Origin of the sequence: Pseudomonas sp. AL10 (genome assembly GCF_029960685.1) — a bacterium.
GTDB classification, from domain to species: domain Bacteria; phylum Pseudomonadota; class Gammaproteobacteria; order Pseudomonadales; family Pseudomonadaceae; genus Aquipseudomonas; species Aquipseudomonas lactis.
Genome location: NZ_JASBQZ010000001.1, coordinates 416,887 through 441,728 on the forward strand (window position 1 = coordinate 416,887; position 24,842 = coordinate 441,728).

23 protein-coding genes and 1 pseudogene are annotated in these 24,842 nt (G+C 59.6%); 8 read left to right on the forward strand and 16 right to left on the reverse strand.

Annotated elements, in window-relative coordinates:
• The first annotated feature begins 123 nt into the window (after window positions 1-123).
• The gene (gene cls, locus QK296_RS01950) at window positions 124-1,563 is read left to right on the forward strand and encodes a cardiolipin synthase (RefSeq protein ID WP_034134112.1); all 1,440 of its coding nucleotides are present in this window, start codon (window positions 124-126) and stop codon (window positions 1,561-1,563) included.
• 132 nt (window positions 1,564-1,695) lie between these two features.
• Here the strand turns inward: cls and cfaB are convergent, their stop codons facing one another.
• The 8 genes from cfaB to QK296_RS01990 form a co-directional block, all read right to left on the reverse strand.
• The gene (gene cfaB, locus QK296_RS01955; RefSeq protein WP_034134113.1) at window positions 1,696-2,880 is read right to left on the reverse strand and encodes a C17 cyclopropane fatty acid synthase CfaB; all 1,185 of its coding nucleotides are present in this window, start codon (window positions 2,878-2,880) and stop codon (window positions 1,696-1,698) included.
• A gap of 86 nt (window positions 2,881-2,966) precedes the next feature.
• Window positions 2,967-3,755, reverse strand: coding sequence for a DNA-binding domain-containing protein (locus QK296_RS01960; protein ID WP_057710622.1), 789 nt, complete (start codon window positions 3,753-3,755; stop codon window positions 2,967-2,969).
• Window positions 3,746-4,591, reverse strand: a complete 846-nt coding sequence (locus tag QK296_RS01965; protein WP_003195790.1) for a DUF692 domain-containing protein — start codon at window positions 4,589-4,591, stop codon at window positions 3,746-3,748. The genes QK296_RS01960 and QK296_RS01965 overlap by 10 nt, the downstream gene beginning before the upstream one ends.
• 67 nt (window positions 4,592-4,658) lie before the next feature.
• Window positions 4,659-4,910: a membrane protein gene (locus QK296_RS01970; RefSeq protein ID WP_003195792.1), complete on the reverse strand. Its 252-nt coding sequence runs from the start codon at window positions 4,908-4,910 to the stop codon at window positions 4,659-4,661.
• Between the two features lie 116 nt (window positions 4,911-5,026).
• Window positions 5,027-6,913: a cation-translocating P-type ATPase gene (locus tag QK296_RS01975; RefSeq protein WP_057710623.1), complete on the reverse strand. Its 1,887-nt coding sequence runs from the start codon at window positions 6,911-6,913 to the stop codon at window positions 5,027-5,029.
• The gene (locus QK296_RS01980) at window positions 6,910-7,944 is read right to left on the reverse strand and encodes a protease modulator HflK (protein ID WP_282390542.1); all 1,035 of its coding nucleotides are present in this window, start codon (window positions 7,942-7,944) and stop codon (window positions 6,910-6,912) included. Before QK296_RS01980 ends, QK296_RS01975 begins: the two co-directional genes overlap by 4 nt.
• Window positions 7,941-8,942 carry a protease modulator HflC gene (locus QK296_RS01985; RefSeq protein WP_164692220.1) on the reverse strand — a complete coding sequence of 334 codons (1,002 nt, stop codon included), beginning with the start codon at window positions 8,940-8,942 and terminating at the stop codon, window positions 7,941-7,943. The genes QK296_RS01980 and QK296_RS01985 overlap by 4 nt, the downstream gene beginning before the upstream one ends.
• Before the next feature lie 9 nt (window positions 8,943-8,951).
• Complete coding sequence (locus tag QK296_RS01990; RefSeq protein ID WP_094773983.1) at window positions 8,952-10,877, reverse strand: protease modulator HflK; 1,926 nt, start codon at window positions 10,875-10,877, stop codon at window positions 8,952-8,954.
• Between the two features lie 319 nt (window positions 10,878-11,196).
• Here QK296_RS01990 and QK296_RS01995 point away from each other — a divergent pair, with 319 nt between their 5' ends.
• The 6 genes from QK296_RS01995 to QK296_RS02020 are packed head-to-tail and all read left to right on the forward strand — an operon-like array spanning window position 11,197 to window position 16,874.
• Window positions 11,197-11,817, forward strand: coding sequence for a CDP-alcohol phosphatidyltransferase family protein (locus QK296_RS01995; protein WP_003195803.1), 621 nt, complete (start codon window positions 11,197-11,199; stop codon window positions 11,815-11,817).
• Window positions 11,818-11,827: 10 nt separating this feature from the next.
• Entirely contained in the window at window positions 11,828-13,576 is a 1,749-nt protein-coding gene (locus QK296_RS02000) for a bifunctional alpha/beta hydrolase/class I SAM-dependent methyltransferase (protein WP_282390543.1), read from the forward strand.
• Between the two features lie 2 nt (window positions 13,577-13,578).
• Window positions 13,579-14,877: a phosphatase PAP2/dual specificity phosphatase family protein gene (locus tag QK296_RS02005; RefSeq protein ID WP_281913077.1), complete on the forward strand. Its 1,299-nt coding sequence runs from the start codon at window positions 13,579-13,581 to the stop codon at window positions 14,875-14,877.
• The gene (locus QK296_RS02010) at window positions 14,867-15,310 is read left to right on the forward strand and encodes a hypothetical protein (protein ID WP_054896098.1); all 444 of its coding nucleotides are present in this window, start codon (window positions 14,867-14,869) and stop codon (window positions 15,308-15,310) included. The genes QK296_RS02005 and QK296_RS02010 overlap by 11 nt, the downstream gene beginning before the upstream one ends.
• A 9-nt stretch (window positions 15,311-15,319) precedes the next feature.
• A complete protein-coding gene (locus QK296_RS02015; protein ID WP_003195812.1) occupies window positions 15,320-15,940 on the forward strand; it encodes a lysophospholipid acyltransferase family protein in 621 nt (206 codons plus the stop codon).
• 1 nt (window position 15,941) lies between these two features.
• The gene (locus tag QK296_RS02020; RefSeq protein ID WP_003195814.1) at window positions 15,942-16,874 is read left to right on the forward strand and encodes a phosphatidate cytidylyltransferase; all 933 of its coding nucleotides are present in this window, start codon (window positions 15,942-15,944) and stop codon (window positions 16,872-16,874) included.
• Window positions 16,875-17,042: 168 nt separating this feature from the next.
• On the opposite strand, the gene QK296_RS02025 is transcribed toward QK296_RS02020, so the two are convergent.
• From QK296_RS02025 to QK296_RS02040, 4 genes and pseudogenes are all read right to left on the reverse strand, one after another.
• On the reverse strand, window positions 17,043-17,408 hold the full coding sequence (locus QK296_RS02025) for a hypothetical protein (protein ID WP_282390544.1): 366 nt from the start codon (window positions 17,406-17,408) through the stop codon (window positions 17,043-17,045).
• 288 nt (window positions 17,409-17,696) lie between these two features.
• On the reverse strand, window positions 17,697-18,089 hold the full coding sequence (locus tag QK296_RS02030) for a hypothetical protein (RefSeq protein WP_074321239.1): 393 nt from the start codon (window positions 18,087-18,089) through the stop codon (window positions 17,697-17,699).
• A 150-nt stretch (window positions 18,090-18,239) separates the two neighbouring features.
• Window positions 18,240-18,433: pseudogene (locus QK296_RS02035) on the reverse strand (N-acetyltransferase); the annotation flags it as partial.
• A 19-nt stretch (window positions 18,434-18,452) separates the two neighbouring features.
• A complete protein-coding gene (locus QK296_RS02040) occupies window positions 18,453-19,091 on the reverse strand; it encodes an antitoxin Xre/MbcA/ParS toxin-binding domain-containing protein (protein WP_306533188.1) in 639 nt (212 codons plus the stop codon).
• 226 nt (window positions 19,092-19,317) lie between these two features.
• Between QK296_RS02040 and QK296_RS02045 the strand changes: the two genes are divergently transcribed.
• Window positions 19,318-19,866 (forward strand): 3'-5' exonuclease, encoded by a 549-nt coding sequence (locus QK296_RS02045; RefSeq protein ID WP_099236594.1) that lies wholly within the window; start codon window positions 19,318-19,320, stop codon window positions 19,864-19,866.
• Between the two features lie 28 nt (window positions 19,867-19,894).
• On the opposite strand, the gene QK296_RS02050 is transcribed toward QK296_RS02045, so the two are convergent.
• From QK296_RS02050 to QK296_RS02065, 4 genes are read right to left on the reverse strand one after another with little or no spacing between them, the layout of a single operon-like run.
• A complete protein-coding gene (locus QK296_RS02050; protein WP_019334922.1) occupies window positions 19,895-20,377 on the reverse strand; it encodes a Mov34/MPN/PAD-1 family protein in 483 nt (160 codons plus the stop codon).
• Window positions 20,374-22,158 carry a ThiF family adenylyltransferase gene (locus QK296_RS02055; RefSeq protein ID WP_019334921.1) on the reverse strand — a complete coding sequence of 595 codons (1,785 nt, stop codon included), beginning with the start codon at window positions 22,156-22,158 and terminating at the stop codon, window positions 20,374-20,376. Before QK296_RS02055 ends, QK296_RS02050 begins: the two co-directional genes overlap by 4 nt.
• Window positions 22,142-23,392, reverse strand: a complete 1,251-nt coding sequence (locus tag QK296_RS02060) for a nucleotidyltransferase (protein WP_019334920.1) — start codon at window positions 23,390-23,392, stop codon at window positions 22,142-22,144. Before QK296_RS02060 ends, QK296_RS02055 begins: the two co-directional genes overlap by 17 nt.
• On the reverse strand, window positions 23,392-24,558 hold the full coding sequence (locus QK296_RS02065; protein WP_282390548.1) for an SAVED domain-containing protein: 1,167 nt from the start codon (window positions 24,556-24,558) through the stop codon (window positions 23,392-23,394). Before QK296_RS02065 ends, QK296_RS02060 begins: the two co-directional genes overlap by 1 nt.
• Window positions 24,559-24,842 lie beyond the last annotated feature (284 nt).

A 24,842-nucleotide genomic window follows, 5' to 3' on the forward strand; every position in this document is an offset into this window, starting at 1 on the left:
CTCCTGGGTAATTGTGGGCGTTAGACGTCGCAAAGCAGCCAGTGTTGCATGGCAAATAAAATAGCGACATTCACAGCCGTTCATGGTCTGTTACGCACTGGACTGCCTGGAGTTACGTCGTTCATGGATTTCTTTGGCCCGCACCTGCTCGCCTACGTCATTGCCACGCTGCACTTTCTGGGAACGCTCGCCGCGATCCACGCAGTACTGACCGTGCGCACCGCACAAGGCTCGATCGCCTGGGCGTTGTCACTGATGTTCATGCCCTACCTGACGTTGATCCCCTACCTGATTTTTGGCCGCAGCACCTTCGACGCGTACATCCAGGCCCGTCGCCAGGCCAACCAGGAAATGCACACGGCCATCACCGAGTTGAACTGGCGCCCGTGGGTGGAGGAAGCGCTCGCAGCGCGCAACTCCAGCGCCTATGCCTCCTTGCGCGCCATGCCCAAGCTGGGCCGTATGCCGTGCCTGGCCAACAATGAAGTGCGCCTGTTGATCAATGGCGATGCCACTTTCGGCGCGATCTTCGAGGCTATCCGTCACGCAAAGACCGCCGTGCTGTTCCAGTTTTTCATCATTCACGATGACGAACTGGGCCGCCAGTTACAGGCCTTGTTGAAGGCAAAAGCCGCCCAGGGCGTAGCCATTTACGTGCTCTACGACCGCATCGGCAGTCACGCCCTGCCCCATCGTTATGTGCAAGCGCTGCGTGACGCTGGCGTGCAGGTCAAGGCGTTCGCCACCCGCAGTGGATGGCTCAATCGATTCCAGGTCAACTTCCGTAACCATCGCAAGATCGTCGTGGTGGACGGCATCACCGGGTTTGTCGGCGGGCATAACGTAGGCGATGAATACCTGGGTAAAAAACCGCCGCTGGCACCATGGCGCGATACCCATGTGCAGGTCACAGGCCCAGTGGTGGCGTGCCTGCAGGAGTCGTTTGCCGAGGACTGGTTCTGGGCCGCCCGGGAACTGCCGCCGCTGATCCTACCGGACGCCTACCCGGAAGACGGCGTGCTCTGCCAGTTGCTCGCCAGCGGGCCAGCGGACCCTTATGAAACCTGCTCGCTGTTTTTCGTCGAGGCCATCCACGCCGCGACCGAGCGGGTGTGGATCACCAGCCCCTACTTCATTCCCGACGAGGCGGTGTTTGCCGCCCTGCGCCTGGCGGTGTTACGCGGGGTAGATGTGCGCCTGCTGCTGCCGTCACGGCCCGACCATCGCATCGTGTACGCCGCATCCAGCCTGTATGCCAACGAAGCGGTGCGAGCGGGCGTGCGGGTGTTTCGCTACACGCCAGGCTTTTTGCATCAGAAGGTGGTGTTGGTGGACAGCGAAATCAGCGCCATTGGCAGCGCCAACATGGACAACCGTTCGTTCCGGCTGAATTTTGAAGTGATGCTGCTGACGGTGGATGAAGCCTTCGCCAGCCAGGTTGAACAGATGTTGCTGGATGACTTTGCCCTGGCCCATGAAGTCAGCCAGGAAGAAAGCCGCGAGACCCGTCGCCTGCAGCAACTGGGGATGCGCGTGGCGCGCTTGATCTCACCCATCCTCTGACAGACAACACACAACCCATGTGGGAGCTGGCTTGCCTGCGATGGCGGTGTGTCAGTCGACTCATCCGGTCCTGATACAACGCTATCGCAGGCAAGCCAGCCTCCCACAGTTTCGATCTTCAGTGTCTGGAGATCAGCGGTAGAGATCTTCCCGCGTCCACGGCAGTTCATGCCCGCCATCGGCATGGGGTTTTACCGCCAATATCTGGTGCAGGTTGATCCAGCCACGGGCAAACGCGTAAGCGCAACCGGCCAGGTACAGCCGCCAGATACGTAGCGCCTGCTCAGGCACCATCTTCGCCGCCGCTTCCAGGTTGTCTTCCAGGCGTTCGCTCCAATGGTCCAATGTGCGGGCGTAATGCATACGCAGGCTTTCGACATCGACCACTTCCAGCCCCGCTTCGCTGATCTGGGCGGTCATCATCGCCAAGTGCGGCAGTTCGCCGTTCGGGAACACGTAGCGCTCGATAAACTCACCAGCGCCACGGCCCACGGGGCGGCCGTCGGTGTGCTTGGCGGTGATGCCATGGTTCATCACCAGGCCGCCTTCACGCACTGCGCCGAACAAGGTCCGGCAGTATTGCGCCAGGTTGGCGTGGCCGACGTGTTCGAACATGCCCACGCTTACCACTTTGTCGAAACGACCGTCCTGGGGCAGGTCGCGGTAATCGAGTAATTGCAGGTCGACCTGGTCTTGCAGGCCTTCGGCGTTCACCCGCTCCTTGGCCAGGGCCAGTTGTTCCTTGCTCAAGGTGATACCGAACACTTTTACCCCGAACTCCCGCGCGGCATAGCGCGCCAGCCCGCCCCAGCCACAGCCCACATCGAGCAGATACTCACCTGGCTGCAGCCGCAACTTGCGGCACAGGTGGCGGAATTTGTCTTGTTGGGCTTGGTCGATCGACTCGCTGCCGGTTTCAAAATAACCGCAGGAGTACGCCATGTCCTGGTCCAGCCACAGCTGGTAGAACTCGTTGGATAGGTCGTAATGGTAGGAAATGGCCGCGGCGTCGGTGGCCTTGTCGTGAATCGAGCGCACCGGACGACTCCCCTCGTCGTCATCGACCAAAGCGTGACTCAACTCGTCACATACCCTGATCACTTCGGTGATGGAGCCTTCCAGCTCCAGCTTGCCCTCGACGAAGGCTTCGCCGAGTGAGTCGAGCGTTGGATGGGTCAGCTTGGAGACAACCGTGGGGTCCTTGACCACGATGGTGACACTGGGCTCAGGGCCCAAGTTGAATTCATGGCCGTCCCAGAGTCGAAGACGCAGCGGTAGCTGAAGATTCTGTAAGGCCGGTGGAAGTTGCGCGAGCATGAGTAGTCCCCCCTTGTTTCAGACGTCTGCTGTGAGGGTAGACCATGCCAAACAAAGTAGGAAGCTATCGAATGAATAACCTCCTTCTATGGCGCTCGGCGCTCGAGCAAACCTTCCTGGACCCACTGTTTCAGCCAAGTGGCCGCTTGCAGCGACGCCCCCTCTGAATAAGTGACCGCCAGCTCAGTACACAGTTCTGAAAAATTCCAGCCCATGGTCACCATGCCCGACAGCGCACAGGCTTCAGCGGCTTCCAGGCTGCGGTAGTGGCAGCGGTTCTGGTTGCGCCACACCAGGCAGATTTGCGCCGGTTCCAGCGTCTGGCTGCCGGGGAAATCCGACTCATCCTTGCTGGCTCGCCAGATCGCCACCGTGTTGAAGCGGCAAAGCAGCTGCTGCACCGAAGGCGCCAGCGCAACCTGCAAGGTGGGCCAGTCTTCAGGCGCCAGGTGCGCCATGTCATTCAAGGTCAGCGGCTCCCCTTCGGCGGCGTCAAACGCCAAGGTGAACGCCCACTCCAGGCGTGCCAACTCAGCCAAAGGCGCACTTTGCGCAGCCATCAGATGCTCAACGATAAACATCGCAAAGCGCTCGCCCAACCAGCGCACGCTGTAATGGGCCGAGGGATAACGGCGGATGTAGGCCTCGGTCAGTGAGCAAAACTCCTCATCTCCCAGCCAATACCAGATGGCACCGAAGTCATGGCGCAGCACTTCTTGCAGACGCGACAGGTAAGCGTTGTGGTAAATCGCCAGGCCGGTGTCTACATCCAATGTCGGCCCTCCCAGCAAGGTGGCGGCAAAGCCACTGTTGGCCGCGGGTGCTTCGGATAATAGATGCTGCTCAAACGCCAACTGCCAGTCGATCAGGCGCATAACGCTCTCCGGGCCAAGGCGCTGGCACCCAACTCACGGGCTTTGTTCAACTCGGTGAGCAACTCTTCGAAGGGCGGAAAATGGTCATCGCGTTCCAGCAACGTCGACACCGGGCCCAAATGCTCCAGAGTTTGCTGATACAGCGCCCACACCGGGTCGCACACGGGATGGTCATGGGTATCGACCACATAGTCGCCATAGTCCATATGCCCCGCCAAATGCAGCTGGCGAATGCTTTCGGGTGGCAGGTTGCGAATGAAGGTCCAGGCATCAAAACCATGGTTACGTGCGCTGACGTAGACGTTGTTGACGTCCAGCAGCAACTGGCAGCCGCTCAGGTGGGCCAAGGCGTTGAGGAACTCCCACTCGGTGAATTCATCCGCCTTGGAACGCACATAGCTGGAGACATTTTCCAGCACCAGCGGACGCTGCAACACGTCCTGCACCTGACGTACACGGCCGGCCACGTGGTAAAGGCTTTCTTCGGTGTAAGGCAGGGGCAACAAGTCATGTAGCTGGTGCGCACTACCGCGGCTCCAGCACAGGTGATCGGAAATCCACGCCGGCTGAATGCGCTCTGCGAGCTGTTTGATGTGGTTCAGGTAATCGGTATCGAGGGCATGCGGCCCGCCGATGGACAACGACACACCGTGCATCACCAAGGGGTAACGCTCGCCTATCGCATCCAGGTAGTACAAGGCCTTGCCGCCCTGTACCAAGTAATTTTCGGAGATCACTTCGAACCAATCCACGGCCGGCGACTGTTCAAGGATCTGGTGGTAGTACTCACTGCGCAAACCCAGGCCGTAACCCAGACTTGGAAGGGACGCGGACATGACTCACTCCTGGGCAAAGTGTCCGCAGCGGTGGCAGGCAGCCGCCGCGGTTGCACTCGTGTGCCGGTTACTCGCCGACTTTACCGCCAGCGGCGTCACAGGCCGACTTGGTCATGGCCTTGAAGCCCATCCCTTTGCACTCGCCCTGGCCCTTGCACGCGTGGTCCTTGGTTTTGCAATCGTTCATGCCTTTGCAGGAGGTCACGCCGTAGCAGTGCACGGTGGCGTCTGCGGCTTGTACCTGAGTGGCCACACCCGCGAACAGAGAAGCAGCGGCCATTGCGAGGGCGGCACCAGCAGCAGCGGATTTAATGCTCATTGTTGTATTCCTCATGATCAGTAGTGGAGCCGGTCTGAACGGATTGTTCAGTCTCGACACAGCACTAGAGTGAGGCCCCCTGTCGGCGTTACAGCCTTGAGCAAATATTTCTGAAATTATTCCTCAAGCTTTAACAGCGGCTCCTGGAAGCGCAGCAAACGCCCGGCATTACCCAACACCAGCAAGGTACTGAGGTTATGCAGCACCGCCGCGATCATCGCGCCCGCCGCCCCCAACCAGCCAAATGCGGCGAATACCACAATGGCCAGCGTCCAGCCCAAGCCAATGATCACATTGACCTGCAACGTCTGCCGACACTGGCGGCTCAAGCGCACACAGGTGCCCAGGCGGCGCAAATCGCTGCCGATCAGCACCACGTCCGCCGAGGCCAGGGCGATGTCCGCACCGCCCGCGCCCATGGCCACACCGACCACACCGGCCTTGAGCGCCAGGGAGTCGTTGATGCCATCGCCCACCACCATTGGCCTGAAGCCACTGCTGATTTCGCCCAGCACGCGGTTGAGCTTGTCTTCCGGCAGCGCTTGGGCTTCGACATCACTGATGCCCACGTCCAGCGCCAGGCTGTCGGCCACGCTTTGGCGATCGCCGGTCAGCAGCAGTTGGCGGCCCAGGCCCAAGTCACGCAGCTCTTGCAGGGCCTGGCGCGCTTCGGGTTTGACGCTGTCGGCCAACAGCAGCCAGGCGAGGAACTCGCCGTTCAACGCCAGCCCGGCAATCGGGCCATCATGGGTGGGTACGGCGGTGGTGACGATGCCCAACTGTTCAAATAACTCCGGCCGTCCCAGCGCCGCTTCGCCCTGCTCGGTCTGGGCAACCACGCCCAGGCCCTGACGCTCGCGGATGTCGCTAAGAACAAGCATCTGCTCCTGGCTCGCCAACCCCGCCAACGCTCGGCTGACCGGGTGACTGCTCGCCGAACCGAGGCTGGCCGCCAGGTTCAGCAGCGCTTGGCGATCCGGCACGCGGGTCTCGATGGACTGCAAGCGCAGGGTGCCAAAGGTCAGGGTGCCGGTCTTGTCGACCACCAGTGAAGTCAGGTCGGCCAGCTCTTCGAGGAACGCCGAGCTGCGAATCAGGATGCCATGGCGCGCCGCCACGGCAATCCCGGCAATCGCCGTGGCCGGTGCCGACAGCACCAAGGCACAGGGGCACGCCGCTACCAGTACCGCGAGCATCGCCTGGGCGTCATTGGTGACAAACCAGGTGACGGCCGCCAGCAGCAACACCAGCACCATGTAGCTGCCGGCATAGCGCTCCAACAGCCGGGTGATCGGCGGCTTGGACCGCTCGGCGTTCTGCATCAGCGCAATGACTTTGCCCAACGTCGATTCGTTACCGGTGCGCGTGACCTCAAGACGCAGCAGGCCATCAAGGTTGATCGCCCCACCAAACACCTGCACGCCCACGCTGGCTTCCAACGGCACCGACTCGCCGGTGATCGGCGCCGTGTCCAGGCTCGCCTGGCCGGACAACACCACGCCATCGGCCGGCACGCGGTCGCCGGCGCGCACTTCGACGATATCGCCGGTGTTCAAGGTGCCGTTATCCACTTCGGTGATGCTGCCGTCTGCCTGCACCAGGCGTGCGTGGCTGCGGGTGAGTTTGCCCAGGGCATGGATCGCTTCCTGGGAGCCAATCACGCTGCGCTCTTCCAGCACATGCCCAAAGATCATGATGATCGGCAGCAACGCGGCGGTGAGCAGATCGCCCGTGGCCCAGGCGCCGAGCATGGCCAGGGCGATCAATTGGTCGGTGATGCCGTGCAGGCTTGGAAAGCGCAGGCTGTACCAGGCTGAACGCATCACCGGCACCGCCACCAACAGCGAAGCCACGCCCAGCAGCAACTGGCTGACGCCGCTCTGGGCCGGCGCGAGCCAGCGCCACACCAGGCCCAGCATGAGCAAGCCCAGGGCGAGCATCGCCAAGGTCAATTGCCGGGCAGCGCTGCGCTGTTCGGCGGAGGTCAGCATGGGTGCGCTCATTGTTCGGCTCCCTGGATGATCAAGCGGGAGTCGTCTTTGGGATCGACGGTGGTTACCGAACCGGCCTGGCCGAGAATCTTCGGCAGGCGTTCACGGTACAGACGCAACAGCAAACCGGGGTCTTTGACCTGGGCGAGGCTGGCAACGGTAGCGGTTTGCGCCTGGGCATTGGCCAAGCGCTCGCTGGCCTGGGCATGGGCGACTTGCACCTGGCGGTCAGCCTCTTGGTTGGCGGTCTGGGTAAGTTTTTCCGCTTCAGTGCGGGCGTTGGCCACGGCTTTATCGGCTTGCTGGCTGGCGGTCAGTACGGCGTTGAACGCATTCACCGCAGGCCCTGGCAGGCTCGATTGCACATCGACGCGGGTGGCTTCGATACCCAGCCCCAAGCCGCTGGCCGCCAACTCCGCCAGGCTTTTATTAATGCCTTGCACCAGGTCGCCGCGCAGCCGCTCACGGCGTTCGGCGGCGCCATTGTCGCTGCCGATCAGTTCCGGGCGGGCTACCAGGATGGTGTCCAGATCCCGCGCAGCGGTGAGGGCCACGGCGCTGCGTGTCACCAGCCGATCCAGGGCCGGCAGCACGTGGTCGCCCTGCAACACAAAGGCGTAGGGTTCGGTCACCTTGTAGAACACCCGTACGTCCAACTGCACCACCCCGGCATCGCCGGTCAGCAGGTAGCCGGAACCGGCCAGGGCATCGCTCAAGGGCGTGGCGAAACTGGCCACCCGATCGGCCTGCAATGCCGCATCGGAACGCAGCAGGTTTTCTACCCGGCGTTCGATCACCCGGTCGGCCGCTGGCAACAGGACGACTTGTTCGAAGGGTTGCGGCCAGGCCAGCAACAATCCGGCGTTCTGAATGCGATCAAGGGCGCCGAAGTGCAAGACCACGGCGCGATTCTGCGGGTCGATCTGGCGCACATTGGAAAAGGCCCAGGCCAACGCCGCCAATACGGTGACCGCGTACAGTGCCAGGAACGTCAGGCGCCCGGCCTGGATCCACGGGCTGTCCGGGCTTTCAGGCTCGCTCATGGCTGCAGGTCCTTGGGCCCGTCCACCAAGGCGCGGAACGGCGCGGCGTCGGTGCGCAGGATGATCTTGGTCCCCGGCGTGACCACCGTGCCCAAGGTATCCAGCGAGCGCAGCAGGTTGTACAGCTGCGGATTGCCAGCGTAGGCACGACCATAAATCTGCGCGGCTTCGACACGCGACTGCGCTTCGATATCAGCGGCTTTCACAGTGGCATCGGCCTGCATGATGCGCGCATCACGTTCGGCAGCGGAGCGGATCTGCGCGGCTTCGCGCTTGCCCACGGCAGTGCGTTCGGTGGCGATGGTTTCACGCTCGGCGCGCATGCGGTCAACCGTGGCGGTGAGGGTCACCGATGGCAACGTCAAGCGCTCGATGCCGACCTGCGCCACGCGCACGCCGTAGGTGGTGAGCAATTGTTGATCAATCTGCTGGCGCAACTGCGCTTCAAAATCGGCAATGCGCACTTGGCTGGCGTCGGTATTGATCAAGCTGGACAGGTCAAAACTGGCCGCCGTGGTTTCCAACGCCGAGCCGACGAAGGTACGAATCTGCCGCGCCGCCTCATCAGGCTGGTTCTGCACCGCACGCATAAAACGCTGCACGTTGTCGGCATCGCCCTGCACCTGCCACGCCACATAGGCCTGCACAATAATCCGCAAGCCATCGCGGGTGCCCACATCCTGCAGGCCGCTGGAGGTGGTGCGCAGACGCAGGTCCACCGGGATCGCCGCTTCGAACGGTGCCGGCCAGCGCCAACCCAGGCCCGGTTCCAGCAACACACGCGCGGGGTTGCCGAAGCGGGTAATCACCGTGGCCTCGCCGGAACGCACTTGCACCAGGCTCGCCGCTGCCACGGCAAACAGCACCAGCAACGCCGCCCACGCCATGCGACGCCAGGGAAAAGGCCCGGCCGCCTGCTCATCGCCGTGATGGTGATGGTGGTGGCCGTGATGGTGGTGATGACCGTGATCATGATCGTGGGAATGAGCGCTCAACAGACGAACTCCTTATTGAACGGCTTTGCGCGGCGCCGACGGGTCGGCGGGCAAGGTAAAAGAACGCAGATCGATCGTCGGCGCGCTGTCGGCGCCCAAACGATGATCCAGAATAAGCAGCTTGGCCTGGGCCAGGCCCTGGCTCAGTTGGCCCAGGTACTGTTCCAGCACGAAGGCTTGGCCCGCAGCGGCGTAGGCCTTTTGTTCGGCGGCAAAGCGCAGGTTCGCTGCTTGGGCGCCGGCATTCACTTCGCGGGCACTGGCCTGGGCCTGATCGCGAGCAGTGCTGGCTTGCAGCAGCGCCTGGTTGGTCTGTTCGCTGGCGACACCGCGTTCACGGGCGATCAGCGCCTGGGCGCCGATCTGCGCGGCTTGCACACCGTGGTAAGCGTTAGCGGCACCGGCCGGCGGGTGGATCGCCTCGACCACCGTGGCGAGGATTTCCACACCGCTGTCGAGGGTTTGCAGGTCGGCTTGCACACTGCGGCCAATCTCGTCGGCGAGGCTGGTGCGCTCTTCCCCGAGTAATTCATCCAGGGTGCGCGACGCGAAATCGTGCACCAGGATGCGGCTGGCGGTGCTGCGGATCAGGGTCGGGATATCCGCGCTGTTGTAGGTGGCGGCAAGCGCAGCCTGATCGGTGAGGCCGATGCGGTAGACAAAGCGCACGTCCATATTGACGATCTGGAAGCCCTGCTTGCCGCCGCTGCTGCTGGCAATGACCTGGGATTTGTCATTCACATGGCTGGCGTCCCACAGGCGGTTGGCGATCAACGGCGCCGGGCCTTCGGCTGCGGCCAGCTCCGGTGTGGCGGCGTCACTGACGCTGGTCGCCAGCTCATGCACCACGCCGTTTTCAACATTCAGTACGCGGCCCAACGGCCACGGTAAGCCCGCATGCAACCCGGGGCCGAACACCTCGACCGGTTTACCAAAGCGCTCATAAATCCCACGGCCTTGCAGGGGCACTTCATGCACACCGGTCAGCGCCCAACCTACCGCCAGCACCACCAGCAACACCGGGAAAAACGCTCGGCGCATGTAGGTAAAGGCCCAGATCTGGCGCAGGTCGATGCCAAAGCGGTTGTGCAGTTCATGCTGCAACGCCAGCAAGGGCTGAGGCGGCCAACGCAGTAGGCCGGCGATAAAACTCTGCGCCATCAAGCGCGGTTCGAGGCGCGGCTGGCGCGGGCTGAACAGCGAGAGCACGCCCCTGAGCAGGAACTCCAGCGCCACCAACGCCGGCAACAGCCCGATGAGAGTGGCCAGGCGCAACGGCCAGACCGACTCCGCATTGGCAAACAGCAGGCAGATCGCGCTGAGCACCAGGCAAATAATTGCCATCCGGCTCAACTGCGCCAACTGTGAGGCTTCCGGCCATTGGGCAGCGGTTTCCTGGGCCAAACGGCGTTCGAATACCAACAGGCCAAACGCCAGGGCCAATGCGAGCGCTGCGCCAATACTTGCCGACTGCCCGATGGCGGCAGCGGGCAAGCCCAAGTTCCAGAACTGCAGGATGCTGACCAGCGCCAACAGCGACCAGCCGCCCAACCACAGCACCGGCGCGCCAATCTGCGCCAACAGGCCGTTGCCGAACCGGTTGATCAGGCCCTTGTGCCAAGGAGTGGGCTCGCTGAGAGGTTCGATCAACTCGCCGCTCGGCGCTTCCAGAGCCTGGGCACGCCAATCGGCCACCCACCAGGCCGACTGCAACCCGGCCACCAGCAGCAGCAAGGCCGACGCGCAGTTGATCAATACCACCGGCCAGATCGACAGCGGTGCAAACAACGCTACGAACAGCGCCAATATCCAACCGCTGAGGGCCAGGGTCGTCAGGCCGATACCGGCCTGGCGCAATCGACGGGCGTGGAACAGCCCCTGCTGAAAACGCGCGAGGCCTTCAACCGAAGCCCCGTCAGCCTCTAGATCCACTTGCATCTGCTCAACGCCCACTTGTACACAATTCGTTACGATATAACACGAAGCGTGAAATTTTTGTTCGAAACCCCCAATCCAAATGCCACCGTAAATCCCCTGTGGGAGCGGGCTTGCTCGCGAATGCGGTGTGCCAGACAGAATATCTTTTACTGACAAACCGCATTCGCGAGCAAGCCCGCTCCCACATTCGACCTGCGCCGTGCTTAATACAGTGACTAAACCCCTATAAACGCAAGCCATCACTAGTGCCGGCAACAATAAGTCGGCACACTTCAGAACAGTTTTTCGCGGGTTCACGGACAAGGAAGCGCCACCCCCCATGATTTCCATCTACCAACTCAAACCGCGTTTTCAAAACCTGCTGCGCCCTCTCGTGCAGCGCCTCTATGACAACGGCACCACCGCCAACCAGATCACCGTACTGGCCGGGGTTGTTTCCCTGCTGGTGGGGCTGTTGATCGCGGGCTTTGCCCAACACCTCTGGCTGTTTGCGCTGATCCCGCTGTGGATGATTGTGCGCATGGCCCTCAATGCCATTGACGGCATGCTCGCCCGGGAATTTGGCCAACAGTCGCGCCTCGGTGCTTATCTCAATGAACTGTGCGATGTGATCGCCGACAGCGCGCTGATCCTGCCCTTTGCATTGATCCCCGAGGTGAGCCTGGCGCCGGTGCTGCTGGTGACGCTGCTGGCGGTATTCAGCGAGTACGCCGGAGTGCTGGGGCCAATGGTGGGCGCGTCGCGCCGTTATGACGGGCCCATGGGCAAGAGTGATCGGGCGTTCGTACTCGGCGTGTTGGCCACGGGCGTGGCGCTGGGCTGGCTCGGCGCCGGTTGGGTGGAGGTGGTGATGTGGCTGGTCGCCGCCCTGCTCGCCTACACCTTGGTCAACCGGGTGCGTCAGGGCCTCAAAGAACAACAAACTTCCCCTTCTGCATAAGGATTTTGCGATGCGCGAACAGCAACAGCACACCTTCAGTACCCATGATGGCGTCGAGCTTTTCTACCGGCACTGGCCGGCCACGGCAGGCGCCGGGCCGCGCAAGGCGATCCTGTTGTTCCATCGCGGCCATGAGCACTCAGGGCGTATTGCCCACCTGGTGGATGAACTGGGCCTGCCTGAATTCGACTTCTTCGCCTGGGACGCCCGTGGCCATGGCCAATCCCCTGGCGAGCGCGGCGACAGCCCCAGCTTCGCTACCAGCGCCCGCGATGTGCAGACCTTCTGTGACCACATCAATGCAACCTACGGCATCGAAGAGGAAGACCTCGCCGTGATCGCCCAAAGCGTCGGCGCGGTGATCGCGGCCACCTGGGTTCACGACTACGCGCCGAAAATCCGCGCCCTGGTGCTCGCCTCGCCAGCCTTCAAGGTCAAGCTGTACGTGCCCTTCGCCCGTCCAGGCCTGGCACTGATGCGCAAGTTTCGCGGCAACTTTTTCGTCAACAGCTACGTCAAGGCCAAGTTCCTCAGCCATGACCCGGAACGCGTGGCGTCCTACGACAGCGATCCGCTGATCACCAAAGCCATTTCGGTGAATGTGCTGCTGGGCCTGTACGAAGCGGCCGACCGGGTTGTAGCCGACGCCCAGGCGATCCAGGTGCCGACCCAGTTGCTTATCTCCGGCTCCGATTTTGTGGTGCACCGTAAACCCCAGCAGCAATTTTTCGACCGCCTCGGCAGCCTGAAAAAAGAGCTGCATATCCTCCCTGGGTTTTTCCACGACACCCTCGGTGAACGCGACCGAGCCGTGGCCGTGAGCAGCGCCAAACGCTTTATTTTGCAGAACTTCGCACACCCGCTGGACCGCGCCTCTCTACTGGACGCCGACAAACTTGGCGCCACGTGCGCCGAATCCGAATCCCTCGCCGCGCCGTTGCCACGCAATTCCCTGCGCGACCTGTACTGGCGCATGACCCGCGCCAGCATGGGCCTGGGTAAAAACCTGTCGGATGGGGTGAAGCTGGGCTTCGACACCGGCTTCGATTCCGGCAGCACCCTGGACTACGTGTATCGCAATAAGCCTACCGGCATGGGCGGGCTGGGGCGGATGATCGATACCAACTACCTCAATTCCATTGGCTGGCGCGGTATTCGCCAGCGCAAGTTGAACGTCGAGGAGTTACTGCGCCTGGCCATGGCCAAGCTGCGTGACGACCAACGCGAAGTGCGCATTGTCGACATCGCCGCCGGCCACGGCCGCTACATCCTGGAAGCCTTGCAAGGCGTATCGCCGCTGCCGGAATCGATCCTGCTGCGCGACTACAGCGACATCAACGTGCGCGACGGTGGCGCGCTGATTCGAGAGAAGGGCTTGGGGGACATCGCTCAGTTCGTCAAAGGCGATGCGTTCGATCGCGCTGACCTGGCTGCCCTGGACCCTAAGCCGACACTGGCCGTGGTGTCCGGCCTGTACGAATTGTTTGCCGATAACGCCATGGTCGGCGGCTCGCTGGCGGGCCTGGCCGAAGCTGTGGAGCCAGGTGGTTACCTGGTCTACACCGGCCAACCGTGGCACCCACAATTGGAGCTGATTGCCCGCGCGCTCACCAGCCACCGTCAGGGCCAGGCTTGGGTAATGCGCCGGCGTAGCCAGGCGGAAATGGACCAACTCGTCGAAGCGGCGGGCTTTCGCAAGGTCACCCAGCGCGTGGATGAGTGGGGCATTTTCACCGTGTCCCTGGCACAGAAGATCTGAACATGCGCGAACCCGGTTTATTGAAACCTGCGGTGCTCTGGCTACTGCTGTTGGCACCGCTGTTTTTCAGCACCTACGGCTTTGCCACCTGGGTCACCAGCCAGCGCAGTGACGTCGGTACGCTGGTGTTCGGCTGGGAAAGCCACATGCCGTTCTGGGCCTGGACCATCGTGCCCTATTGGTCCATCGACCTGCTTTACGGCTTCTCCCTGCTGCTGCCCACTACACGCCATGAGCTCAAACAGCATGCGCTGCGCCTGCTGAGTGCGCAGGTGATTGCCGTGAGTTGCTTTCTGATCTGGCCACTGCGCTTCACGTTTGAGCGGCCGGAACTGGACGGTGTGTTCGGTTGGTTGTTTGCGGTGCTGGCCGGTTTTGACAAGCCCTTCAACCAGGCGCCTTCGCTGCATATCGCGCTGCTGGTGATCTTGTGGGTGATGTACCAGCGGCACACTCAAGGATTGTGGCGTTGGCTGGTGCATGGCTGGTTCGCGCTGATCGGCGTTTCGGTGCTGACCACTTATCAACATCACTTTATCGACTTACCCACAGGCGCCCTCGCGGGATGGCTGTGCGTGTGGTTATGGCCGGTAGAACACCCAAGCCCATTGTTAAGTGCGCGGTTGACGCGAGATACCCAACGTTGTCGCCTGGCTGTGCGCTATGGGCTGGGCGCGCTATTACTGCTGGCGCTTGCCTTGGTACTGGGCGGCGGCTGGCTGTGGCTGCTGTGGCCAGCGGTTTCCCTGGGTTTGATCGCGGCCAACTACCTTTTGATCGGCGTGTCGGGCTTTCAAAAACGTGCGGATGGCCGCCTTACACCTGCCGCCCGATGGTTGTATGCGCCTTATTTGGCGTGTGCGTGGATCAATTCGCGGCTGTGGACACGCAAACATCCACAGCCGGACCTGATTGTGGATAACGTCTGGCTTGGGCGCATTCCTACAACCGGTGAACAGCGCTCATTCGCGAGCATCGTCGACTTATGCGCCGAACTGCCGATGGATCCACAAGGCCGTGCTTACGTCTGCGTGCCCGTGCTGGACCTGATCGCCCCAACCCCCGACGAATGCCTGAACGCCGCCCACGCCATTGAACGCCTGCGAGCGAGCGGCCCGCTGTTGGTGTGTTGTGCCCTCGGTTACTCACGCAGCGCCACCGCCGTCGCCGCCTGGCTGCTGAACACGGGGCGCGCCGCCACGGTTGAGCAAGCGCTGGCTATTATTCGTACAGCGCGGGCCGATGTGGTCCTGCACCCCACACACCGTCAAGCGTTGGAGGGTTTGCCAAATGCCTGCTGATATGGAACTTCAGGTGGTCGCCAGCCTGTTGCGCCGTGGCCGATCATTGGATCAGTTATCCACAGGGCTGACGCTGCTCGGTGTGCTGTTCGGCCTCGCCCAGTTGTTGCTGGCCAGTATTTCCACCATTTGCTTGCTGTTGGCCCTGTGGATGATTGTGCTGGGCCTGTTGCAAAAATATTGGGCGCTGCGGGTGGCCTTTGACGCCGACCTGTTCGCCCTGCTCGCTCGCGACACCACCCGCACGCCAGACCTCGACCAGGCCCTGCAAACCCTTGGCCTGCAATCGCCCAAACGAGCCGGTCGCCCCTGGACTGAACGCCGTCGTGGCGCCCTCAAACTGTTGCGTAAACAAGCCTGGCTGCTGGGCGCGCAAGCGCTGCTGACCTTGGGCGTCATCCTCGCCAGCCCTTGGCTACCTTTCGCCGGATAAGGAATTCCCATGTTCGAACCCGTGGTCGCCACGCTGATTACTTCCATGGCCCGCACCGTCACCGGCGCCCGCAGCCTGTGGCTGGGGTGCGCGCCGGTACCGGTGCAGCGCATCTATTTTGCCAACCACAGCAGCCACGGTGACTTCGTGCTGGTATGGGCATCGCTGCCGCAGAACCTGCGCAAATTCACGCGCCCGGTGGCCGGCAGTGATTACTGGAACAAGAGTGCGCTGCGCCGCTACATCATCAATCGAGTGTTCAATGGCGTGCTGATCGACCGTGAGCGCAAGGACCCTGTGGATAACCCTTTGCAGCCCATGCTTGCGGCGTTGGAGGGCGGCGACTCGCTGATCATTTTCCCCGAAGGCACGCGCAATCTGGAAGATGGCTTGCTGCCCTTCAAAAGCGGCTTGTATCACTTGGCAAAGAGTTACCCACAGGCCGAGCTGGTCCCCGTGTGGATAGCCAACCTGAACCGGGTCATGCCCAAGGGTCGCGTATTGCCACTGCCATTGCTATGCACCACCAGCTTCGGTGCCCCCCTGCAACTGGAAGAAGGCGAAGACAAAGCCGCCTTCCTTGCCCGCAGCCGCGACGCCCTGCTCGCCCTTGCCCCGGAGCATTCCTGAGATGGATAGCCAAACCCTGATGTTATTTGGCGGCATCGGCGCGATCCTGGTCATCGCCTCGCTGATCGGCCTGATCCTCAAGCTGCGCACCCGTGGCAGCCCGAATGCCGTGATCGATAACCTCAACGCCCGCATCAACGCCTGGTGGGTCATGGTGGTAGTGATCGGCGTCGCCTTCTGGCTCGGCACCGGCGCGGTAATCCTGTTGTTCTACGCCGTGTCGTTCTACGCCCTGCGCGAATTTCTTACGCTCACCCCCACCCGGCGCAGCGACTACCCGGCCCTGGTGGCCGCGTTCTACCTGGCCCTGCCGCTGCAATACCTGCTGATTTACGCCGACTGGTATGGGCTGTTCTCGATCTTCATTCCGGTATACGTGTTCCTGCTGCTGCCGATCCTCGCCTCCCTGGGCGGCGACAGTACGCACTTTCTGGAACGGGCATCGAAGGTGCAATGGGGGCTGATGATCGCCGTGTTCTGCGTGTCCTTCGTCCCGGCACTACTGACCTTGGACATACCGGGCTACGAAGGCCGCAACCTGCTGCTGATCGCCTATTTAGTGATCGTGGTGCAACTGTCGGACGTATTGCAGTACGTGTGCGGCAAGCTGTTCGGCAAACACAAGATCGCGCCCAACCTGTCGCCGTCGAAAACCGTGGAAGGGTTTGTGGGCGGGATCCTGCTGTCCTCCTTGATCGGCGCGGCGTTGTGGTGGACCACACCGTTCAATCCCTGGCAGTCGTTCCTGATCGCGCTGCTGATCAACTTGCTGGGGTTTGCCGGCGGGATCGTGATGTCGGCGATCAAGCGTGACCGCGGTGTGAAGGACTGGGGGCACATGATCGAAGGACACGGCGGGATGTTGGATCGGCTGGATTCAGTGTGCTTTGCGGCGCCGATCTTTTTCCATCTCGTGCGGTATTGGTGGACTTGACCCACCCCTTTTACAAACCCGATGGAGATCCAAATGTGGGAGCTGGCTTGCCTGCGAAAGCGGTGGTGCAGTAACAGATGCAGCGACTGAAACGCCGCCTTCGCGGGCAAGCCCGCTCCCACAGGGGATATGCGCCTACCTGTAGGTTTTGTGGTGCTTTCAATACCTCTAGCCAGTGATCTCGACATAGCTGGACTCACCGCCGCCTGTCGCACCCGATAGCCAACCCCAAACGAAACTCAGCGTTGTGAGCCCGGCGTGATCCACACCTACCGTGCCTCGTGACCACCCCGCCAGCAGTTCGCCGTCCAGGGTTACGCACTGATAAAGCAGCTCGATGGTATCTGCACCGGTCACCCGCCCGACCTGCGTTCCCAGGCGAATTCGGCCACCCTGGTAAGTGCTGGAAATCACGCCATCTTCGACCTGGTAATGAAACACGGTGCCGGTACCGGACAACCCTTGGGCGTTATTCGCGACCACGAACCGACGATTGTGCAAACGTGCCTGGACAGTCGCAGAAGAGCTTTGCATCAGTACGCATCCTTGAATTAATCGAATCCAAAACGAAAAAAGGGGCTGTTAAACACAGCCCCTTGGTTGCCAACAACATAGTTTGACACAGCCCTTCTCGTAAATCGGGGCCTGTAGGATGACCCGGGATCCACACAACAGCAACATAGACTGACACAGACGGGTCGCACTTCAAATACGGGGCCCGATTGGTAACAACATAGATTGACACAACAGCGAGCGTTCATTCAGGCACGAAATATTATGTGAGCGCGACCGGTCACTCACCTGTGCGGAAATAGTCTTTTTTCAACACAGGCTCAGTGCGATGTCTAAATCCGTGCGCAACCTTCGACCGGTCCCCATCAGCACATAAACTGTGTTTTTTGTTCGAAATAAGCAGCCATGGGTGAAGGAAACACCCAGCGTTGTTCGGACCCAACCACCAGGCGGGAAGCGGCCTTTACTGTCTTGGATAACGGTCAAAGCGTAAACGAGAGCAGGTATTAGCTGTCTATCCGTAATGGCTTTTCGCTGACGTGTTGTAATGTCGAGATCCAATATTGCCCAATCAGCAACAAGACAATAGGCACGGGAAGGAAAATGCAGACTGGCGAGGGCCACAGCATCTGAGGTGGTAAGTTGGCACCCGTCTATTTTCTCACCCGCAGAAAGCACTGAGACAAAATCTGCCAGGTTCATTTGTACCTCCGGCCGATCAAAAAAAACTGATTCGAACGAGAAGCATCATTCAGCTTAGCTCCCAGCGACACACGAGGTTCCTATGCCGACCACTGGGCCATTTTACAGCTGGTCCGCCTTCTCCCCTCATCCCACTGAACGGGATGATTTCTATCTAGCTGTCACCAGATAAAGTGGTTTACGCCAGTACCCGGCTATGCCATTGCCGTGCTTGAACCTTACCTCGCGGTAGGTTCCGATGTGGGTGAAACCTAGTGCTTCATGGATGCCCGTGCATGCCGTATTCGGCAAGGCGACGCGGGCATAGGCGCATGAAATCCATGTTACTCAAGGAGCGGTAGAAGCCGTTTGGCTGCGACTGAATCAAAATGACATGCCCTCAGACACTTGAATCAGCATTTCTTCGACTAGATGTGTGCCAAAGGTTGTAGTGGCCACCGCCGATGGGCTTTCTCCTAAAAAACGGGCTTTGGGTTTGGAAAGCCATTGTTTGGCCTTCCCTTTGTCACCGAAGATCACCTCGGCCATGGCGCTAATATGTGCAAACCGGAACAGGCGATCGCTCTCATGCAACGTTAAAAGCTGATTGGCTGACAGTTTTGTTTTAAGCGTTTTGGGTTGAATGATTCTGTCGCGTTCTTCGTCGCTGAGGGTTCCATCATCACAAAGCATTTTTATCAGGCTGACCGAGAAGCCAGCTACTATCATGTCGTGAATGTCCAGATCCGAAGCATTGACAGAGATATGAAGAAGCGTCTCCAGACGCATGCGGTAAGCATGATAGACATCCTGACTCAGGACGCCAGCAAACATGGGCCGCACTGATATTGTGTTGTGCACGGGCGTCAGCACTAATGTGCCATTCGCTACCGTTAGCTCCAGGTCGTCCCCAACACCTAACCCCATTTGGTCAAGCAACTCTTGAGGCAGATCAATGATGATGTCGCCAGTTCCGTCCTCAGTTTTCTGGGATTTTACTATCCAACGCTCAGTTTCATTCATGATCGTCCGGCCCTCATCCGCCATCAGAGAATGACACACATCATTATGGTTGGGCCCAAAGCTGACCAAAGGAACGCGCAATCCGCTGGTAGACAGGCACTGCCGCTGCTCGAACGCCGAGTAGCGAGTGAAACAGCAAAAATGGGGCAATGGCTATACCTGCCTTTCCACCTTCACATGGCTAAGAGCCTGAGCGTGATCAGTTAACTACACGAAAGGATATGACATGCACCCTGATGAGCTTTATGTTTCCGTCGACGTCGAGACTTCTGGGCCTATACCAGGCGAATACAGTCTGCTTTCCATTGGAGCTTGTCTTGTAGCCCAACCTGAAACGTCCATCTATCTTGAACTACAGCCTGACAGTCCGAAACACGACCCCGAAGCGCTGGCAGTATCGGGGCTGAGTCTGGAGAAGCTGGAGCGCGAGGGTCTCACTCCGCAACAGGCGATGCTGACATTTGATCAGTGGCTGAGATCGTCCTGCCAAACGGGGCAAAAGGTCATTTTCGTAGGACTCAATGCACCGTTTGACTGGTCATTCGTCAATTATTACTTCCACAAATACCTGGAAACCAACCCCTTTGGTTTTACCGCTATCGACATGAAGGCCTACTTTATGGGCGCTGTAGGTTGCAGCTGGAAGGAAACAAAATCATCCAAAATGACCGCTGCGCTGAAGCCACTCAGCGAACCGAACCATAACGCATTGGATGATGCCCGCTTTCAGGCAGAGCTCTTCGCCCTAATGCTAGCGGGTAACTATAAACGCTGACCTGCCTTCCACCGCACTGACTTGAAGTTCATCTGACCCAGGTTGCCTCAACATATCTGCCGTCCCTGAACGACCACGCCTTGATACCTTCTGGTTTTTCGGACTTGCCTACAATAATGGCTATTGGGTGCGGCAGATCCTGCGTGTAACGTGCAGCAAATTTGGAGAAACTACCGATGTCTGCCGGAGAGATCACCGGAACGGATTGGGGATGCGTATGCCAATAGCCCACCAGACGTAACCCTTGTTCGTTGGCAGCCTGGATCTCCTGACGGCACCGCGCCGCATCCAACTCTAGCCAAGACCAGCCTGACCGATCCGCGCGATGAGGCAACGTGGCCAAGGCCAGCAGCAAACCTTTCGGATCAACAGGGTTGACGAATAACTGTCCACCTCGCTCCACGCCAAAAAGGCCCTGCCGATGACTATCCAAGATGTCCGCGACAGCCTGGGACACCAATAGCTCGGAGTCCACCTCCGGCCATCGCCAGCGCCATGCGATATCCGTCATACCATTTCGTCCTTATCTTCCGGCCATCCGCGTTCGAGTAAGATTTGCTGCGTCCCCTCTGGCAGTTTGGGCCCATGGTATTGGCCTCCTAGGCTCAGCACATCTTCAGGCCTGTAAATGCTGCTGACCCAAGATGCAGTGGCGATCTTGCCGGTCAATGCGCGTAAGGCCGTGTGCGACACCATAGAGGCGATATTGGTCATTCCCAGCGAGCCGCCTGGGATAAAGCTCTCGCCACACGCGGGCAGTGGAACAACACCGCCTCCCGGCCACTCTGTAAATCTATGCAAAAAATCGCCGACGTCCGTGAACAACTGACGGCCATCAAAGGTGCCGGCTGGTGCGAATAGAGCATGGCCTACCTGGGTATACGGTTCGCTCCAGGCTTGTAAAAGCCCCCAAGGAGCGCCGCTGGATTTGGCTCGCCATACAGTGACCTCCGACTGCCAGTCTGCTGTCGTGATCACCACCAGATCTGCGTTATCGAACACTTCTGGTTTGCTACTCATCACTACTTCGGCAAAAGTCGAATAAGCGGTGCATTCTGTCGTCGGAAGATCTAACAGAATCTTGTCCCTCAACGCTGAGGCTTTCAGCCTCCCTAGGCTATCCGCTCCCAGAACGTGCCTCCCCAGATTGGCTGACACCAAAGTGTCAGGATCGATGAGGGTAAGGTGGCCGACACCGGATCGTGCCAATTGTATTGCCACCGTACTGCCTAATGAGCCAACGCCAACACAAACGACTCGAGCATTTTCAAGGTGCTGTGCAGTGCCGCTTATATCGCGGGACAGGATGGACGCTCGATCAAGCACATCCAGGGCAGTTGCTCGGACGAGCGCCGGAGGATGAGCATTTGCGATAGCTGGCCGCCGGCGAGCTGTACGCAAGCCAAACTTTGCCCCCCGCTCCTGCTGTACACCGAGCGAACGCACATTGAGACAATATGTTGGAGCATCTGCGCCTCCTGGAAGCTCCAGAACAATCCATCGACTCGCCAACGTTCCATGCAGCTCAAACCATGCCAGCAATTGCTCGGCATCGTCTGGTTGAAGGTGTGGCTTTAGCCACAGCAATAAATCTTCTGGATCCGGGGTGCGGATATCCGGATAAGTCTGAAGCTTGACGTAAAAACCGGGAGTTTCGGCCGCACGAATGACAGCAGAGCGCCCGACGACCCGTCGGTAATGCCCTTTGAGTGCAGCTACATTCGATGCTAACCAAACCGTTTCCTGACCGGATGGCACAGCTCGGCGCGGATCGCTGAGCGCAAACAACTGCGAGGCAGCCTGAGGTCGATCCAACAGTAAGAGGTTCTGGAATGACTGCCCGTGCTGAAACGACCAGTAGGTAGTGATCTCATTCTGAAATTCGATATCGCGTGTTGCCTGGTTTGATCCCATCTTGGACAACGAAACGATCTGGGCCAAGCGAGCAAGGCTGTCCTCTACCACGACCTCCGGGGAGCCCATGATGGGGCGTTCCTGAAAGCCATGAAGGCAAAGCCCCGACTTAGTGGCATGCGGCCAAACCAGCCATGGAGAGGGTTCGACGTTCAGCCGCAAGAGCCCGCGGGGAAAGTTGGAGGGGAAACCTATACGCAGTCGCCGCTCCTGCCCCGTGTAATCGATGGGCAAGGGGAAGTGAAAGCACGCCGCTTCGTCAGCCCGCATGGGTGCGGGCTGGAGCAATGCATCGGCAGCATCCTGACCTAGGGTGTTACGCAGTGCGGCGATTCCGCGCTGCAATGGTGTCTTAATAGGATCAGCCAAGGCGTCCAACTGGCTTTACGCTCGACTGAGAGGTTCCGCCACCGCTGGCCCCTCCGAAGAGCGAACCCATCGAAGCAGAGTTTCGAGTAGTGCCATCCGGTCGACCGGGCATCGTCCAATTCGCAGGGATTTCATTGTTCACTGCCGTGATGAACGCCGGCGCAATACCGAAGTTCTTTTTCACTGCCTCGGCAAAGGAGTCATTGGATTCAAAACTTTCCAAACCTAATGACACAGATGCACTGGCGTCCGCATGCCACTTGGCGAATGCCTGACGGTAGCCTTGCCCCTCGCCCGGTCGATTCCACTTCTCTGCAAAGTTTTCGCCGTTATCGGCAGGGTTGCAGACATAGCAGTCGCTACCTCTATGCGCGATGTGCTGCGGCATTCTGCGAACGATTTCCAAAATTGCATCGAGCGGTGCCAGAGGCTTCGACTGCGACTCCTTTACGACATCCAGGTATGCGTGCGTGGCTAGAGTGGTGATGACCGCAGATATTGGGCGAGTATCAGCGCTCCTTGTCTTGATGGCCCATTCATCGCGATGCCGCTTGAGCAGCTTAATGGTCGCACGCAGGGGATCTTGATCGATGTAATCCTGATAATGCGGCAAAGGATCTTGGGTCGCGGCATCAAGCATCCGCTGGCTTTTGGCAACCACTAAGCTTTCCAGAGAGATTTCCTGGGCGGAAGCGACCTGCAACCAATTCGAGTAAGGAATAGGGCTGCTCGCTTTCCATCCTGTGACTCGATCCGGAACCTCAAGCTTACCCTCGCCGTTTGCTTCGCCATTTCCGTTGATCGCCCGGGCAGGTGTGACATCGATGTGGAAACCTGGATTTTCGTCTGCATAAACGATTCGAATACCACGACGTAGTTGCTTAACTTCTTCCTGAACGCGGGAGCCTTCCCTAAAACGCTGCTCAATCGCCTCTAGAACTTCCTTCGCACCAGCGCCTTGAGCGTGAGGGAGCCAGATAATCGCGTCCGCATCAATGGTGTCCAGATCCGCAGGCGCGCCGGGAATTGGCTTAATGGTCGTTTTCAGCCGCATTGAGCCCTGAACGAAAATATGAGCCTCAGCGAGCAACGGATTGTCGGAAGCCGAGAGGATTTTTTCCAGTTGGGAGTAGCGGTCATTGATTTTTTCGTACTGCGCTTCCGACAGCGAGATCTCCCGCGCGGCGCGAAGCAGAAAATATTCCCAACTGCTGCGCTTGGTCTGTTCGTTGCTCAAAAGCATTACATAGCCTCCTGGGCCACGGGACCCAATTGCAGTGTTTGCGTAAACCGATCTTGGTTTTCTTTGTCCCGATCGAAGATCAGGTATGTATGTTGATGCTGTGTTGTGAGCAACGCGCCAAACTCGATGGCCAATGCCGCAGGAATGGCGGCGAAGACGTGGATGGGGTCAGGAGTCAGAGCCTCAAGCTGACTCAGTCGTATTTGAAGTGCGTCGCGAAAAGCATGAATCACCCGACGGTTCTGTACCATCGCGTAGCTTGGTTCTGGGATCGACAGCTCTGCAATACGTGCACCGGGTAGAGCGTCGGTCACGTCGCGTACTGGAACTTGCGCAGAAATGGAGAGCACCAACGCCAGTGGGCCATCGCCGTTGGGTGGAGGCGTAAACAGAAAACTAGGCGGCTCAGCAGACTGATCGGGCCAGCGCAAAAGATGCTCGCGATGAAAAGAGAAGATCAAGCGTTTGGAACGGTCGCCGATACTCTGGCCCAACATCATCAAGGCCGGAATGTCGGCCAAGCCGACTACTGCTAGCGCGGGCGAATCGCCATAAGTGCCGCCGCGACGCTTGAGTTGCTGCTCCAGCTCATACTGGACGCTGTCTTTGACGTTCTGCCAATAGGTAGTGTCCCTGCCACGTGGTCCGGGCGCAGCGAAGGCGATTTTGATGCCTTGATCGAAGGCGGTTAATCCCTCGGCGGACATCGCAGTCAACAGATCGCGAACGGGGATATCGTTGATCGTCTGAAAGTGCTGACTCTGGACGATGAGAGGAATGGCTCTGCCACCATCGGGGGTCGTTGCGGCGAGTCGGATGCGTTCAAGGTACGCTTGGTGCAAACCGCTCAGATCATTTTCAGGGTAGCCATCTGCGTCACGATCAATGTTGTCATGACAGCCTGGGCACAGGAGCATCAGGTTAGCAGTATCGTTAGTGTGCGCCTCAGCATCATGATCCGCGCGTCCCCGAGGCCCCTTGGGACTGGCGGGTAAGATATGCGCCACTTCGCCCCATTTCATTGGCTTGCCGGCACGATAGTCGAACGTTAGATCCGTACCGCACAGTTCACAATGACCAGCGGTCTGTGTCCATACGATCCGCTTCGTCTCATCATTCGTGTTAAAGCGCCCGCTCGCGGGCTTAGCGTCTTCTTTTTCTGCCATTTCGACCGACCCCCGAAAAACATCCATGATTGAAAACGATGATGGCAAGATAAGATCATATTAGGGTCATTCGTCCCGATTTCAAGAGAGATCTGAGGGTGACGAATGCTGAGTCGCCTTTTAGCAGGATGCTTTTTTGGCTCATCGAAAGGCGGGGGTGGCGGCGTTCGTTTTCTGGCAAGTGCTGGTGGGTAATGGCACTGACCACAGCGTATGTAGGACTGATGAAAACGAGCTGCGCAGCTCAAACGAGGCTGCAAGCGCAGCCCCTTTCGTATGCGTTT

Bases quoted from the DNA above. Each gene is read 5' to 3' on its own strand.
- QK296_RS02065 (WP_282390548.1), bottom strand. From the start codon at position 24,558: ATGGCAGAAAAAGAAGACGCTAAGCCCGCGAGCGGGCGCTTTAACACG.
- QK296_RS01990 (WP_094773983.1), bottom strand. From the start codon at position 10,877: ATGCAAGTGGATCTAGAGGCTGACGGGGCTTCGGTTGAAGGCCTCGCG.
- QK296_RS01970 (WP_003195792.1), bottom strand. From the start codon at position 4,910: ATGAGCATTAAATCCGCTGCTGCTGGTGCCGCCCTCGCAATGGCCGCT.
- QK296_RS01975 (WP_057710623.1), bottom strand. From the start codon at position 6,913: ATGAGCGCACCCATGCTGACCTCCGCCGAACAGCGCAGCGCTGCCCGG.
- QK296_RS01965 (WP_003195790.1), bottom strand. From the start codon at position 4,591: ATGTCCGCGTCCCTTCCAAGTCTGGGTTACGGCCTGGGTTTGCGCAGT.
- QK296_RS02020 (WP_003195814.1), top strand. From the start codon at position 15,942: ATGGATAGCCAAACCCTGATGTTATTTGGCGGCATCGGCGCGATCCTG.
- QK296_RS02030 (WP_074321239.1), bottom strand. From the start codon at position 18,089: ATGAACCTGGCAGATTTTGTCTCAGTGCTTTCTGCGGGTGAGAAAATA.
- QK296_RS01980 (WP_282390542.1), bottom strand. From the start codon at position 7,944: ATGAGCGAGCCTGAAAGCCCGGACAGCCCGTGGATCCAGGCCGGGCGC.
- QK296_RS01960 (WP_057710622.1), bottom strand. From the start codon at position 3,755: ATGCGCCTGATCGACTGGCAGTTGGCGTTTGAGCAGCATCTATTATCC.
- QK296_RS02025 (WP_282390544.1), bottom strand. From the start codon at position 17,408: ATGCAAAGCTCTTCTGCGACTGTCCAGGCACGTTTGCACAATCGTCGG.
- QK296_RS02040 (WP_306533188.1), bottom strand. From the start codon at position 19,091: ATGAATGAAACTGAGCGTTGGATAGTAAAATCCCAGAAAACTGAGGAC.
- QK296_RS02010 (WP_054896098.1), top strand. From the start codon at position 14,867: ATGCCTGCTGATATGGAACTTCAGGTGGTCGCCAGCCTGTTGCGCCGT.
- cls (WP_034134112.1), top strand. From the start codon at position 124: ATGGATTTCTTTGGCCCGCACCTGCTCGCCTACGTCATTGCCACGCTG.
- QK296_RS02005 (WP_281913077.1), top strand. From the start codon at position 13,579: ATGCGCGAACCCGGTTTATTGAAACCTGCGGTGCTCTGGCTACTGCTG.
- QK296_RS02050 (WP_019334922.1), bottom strand. From the start codon at position 20,377: ATGACGGATATCGCATGGCGCTGGCGATGGCCGGAGGTGGACTCCGAG.
- QK296_RS02060 (WP_019334920.1), bottom strand. From the start codon at position 23,392: ATGCTTTTGAGCAACGAACAGACCAAGCGCAGCAGTTGGGAATATTTT.
- QK296_RS01995 (WP_003195803.1), top strand. From the start codon at position 11,197: ATGATTTCCATCTACCAACTCAAACCGCGTTTTCAAAACCTGCTGCGC.
- cfaB (WP_034134113.1), bottom strand. From the start codon at position 2,880: ATGCTCGCGCAACTTCCACCGGCCTTACAGAATCTTCAGCTACCGCTG.
- QK296_RS02000 (WP_282390543.1), top strand. From the start codon at position 11,828: ATGCGCGAACAGCAACAGCACACCTTCAGTACCCATGATGGCGTCGAG.
- QK296_RS02045 (WP_099236594.1), top strand. From the start codon at position 19,318: ATGCACCCTGATGAGCTTTATGTTTCCGTCGACGTCGAGACTTCTGGG.
- QK296_RS02015 (WP_003195812.1), top strand. From the start codon at position 15,320: ATGTTCGAACCCGTGGTCGCCACGCTGATTACTTCCATGGCCCGCACC.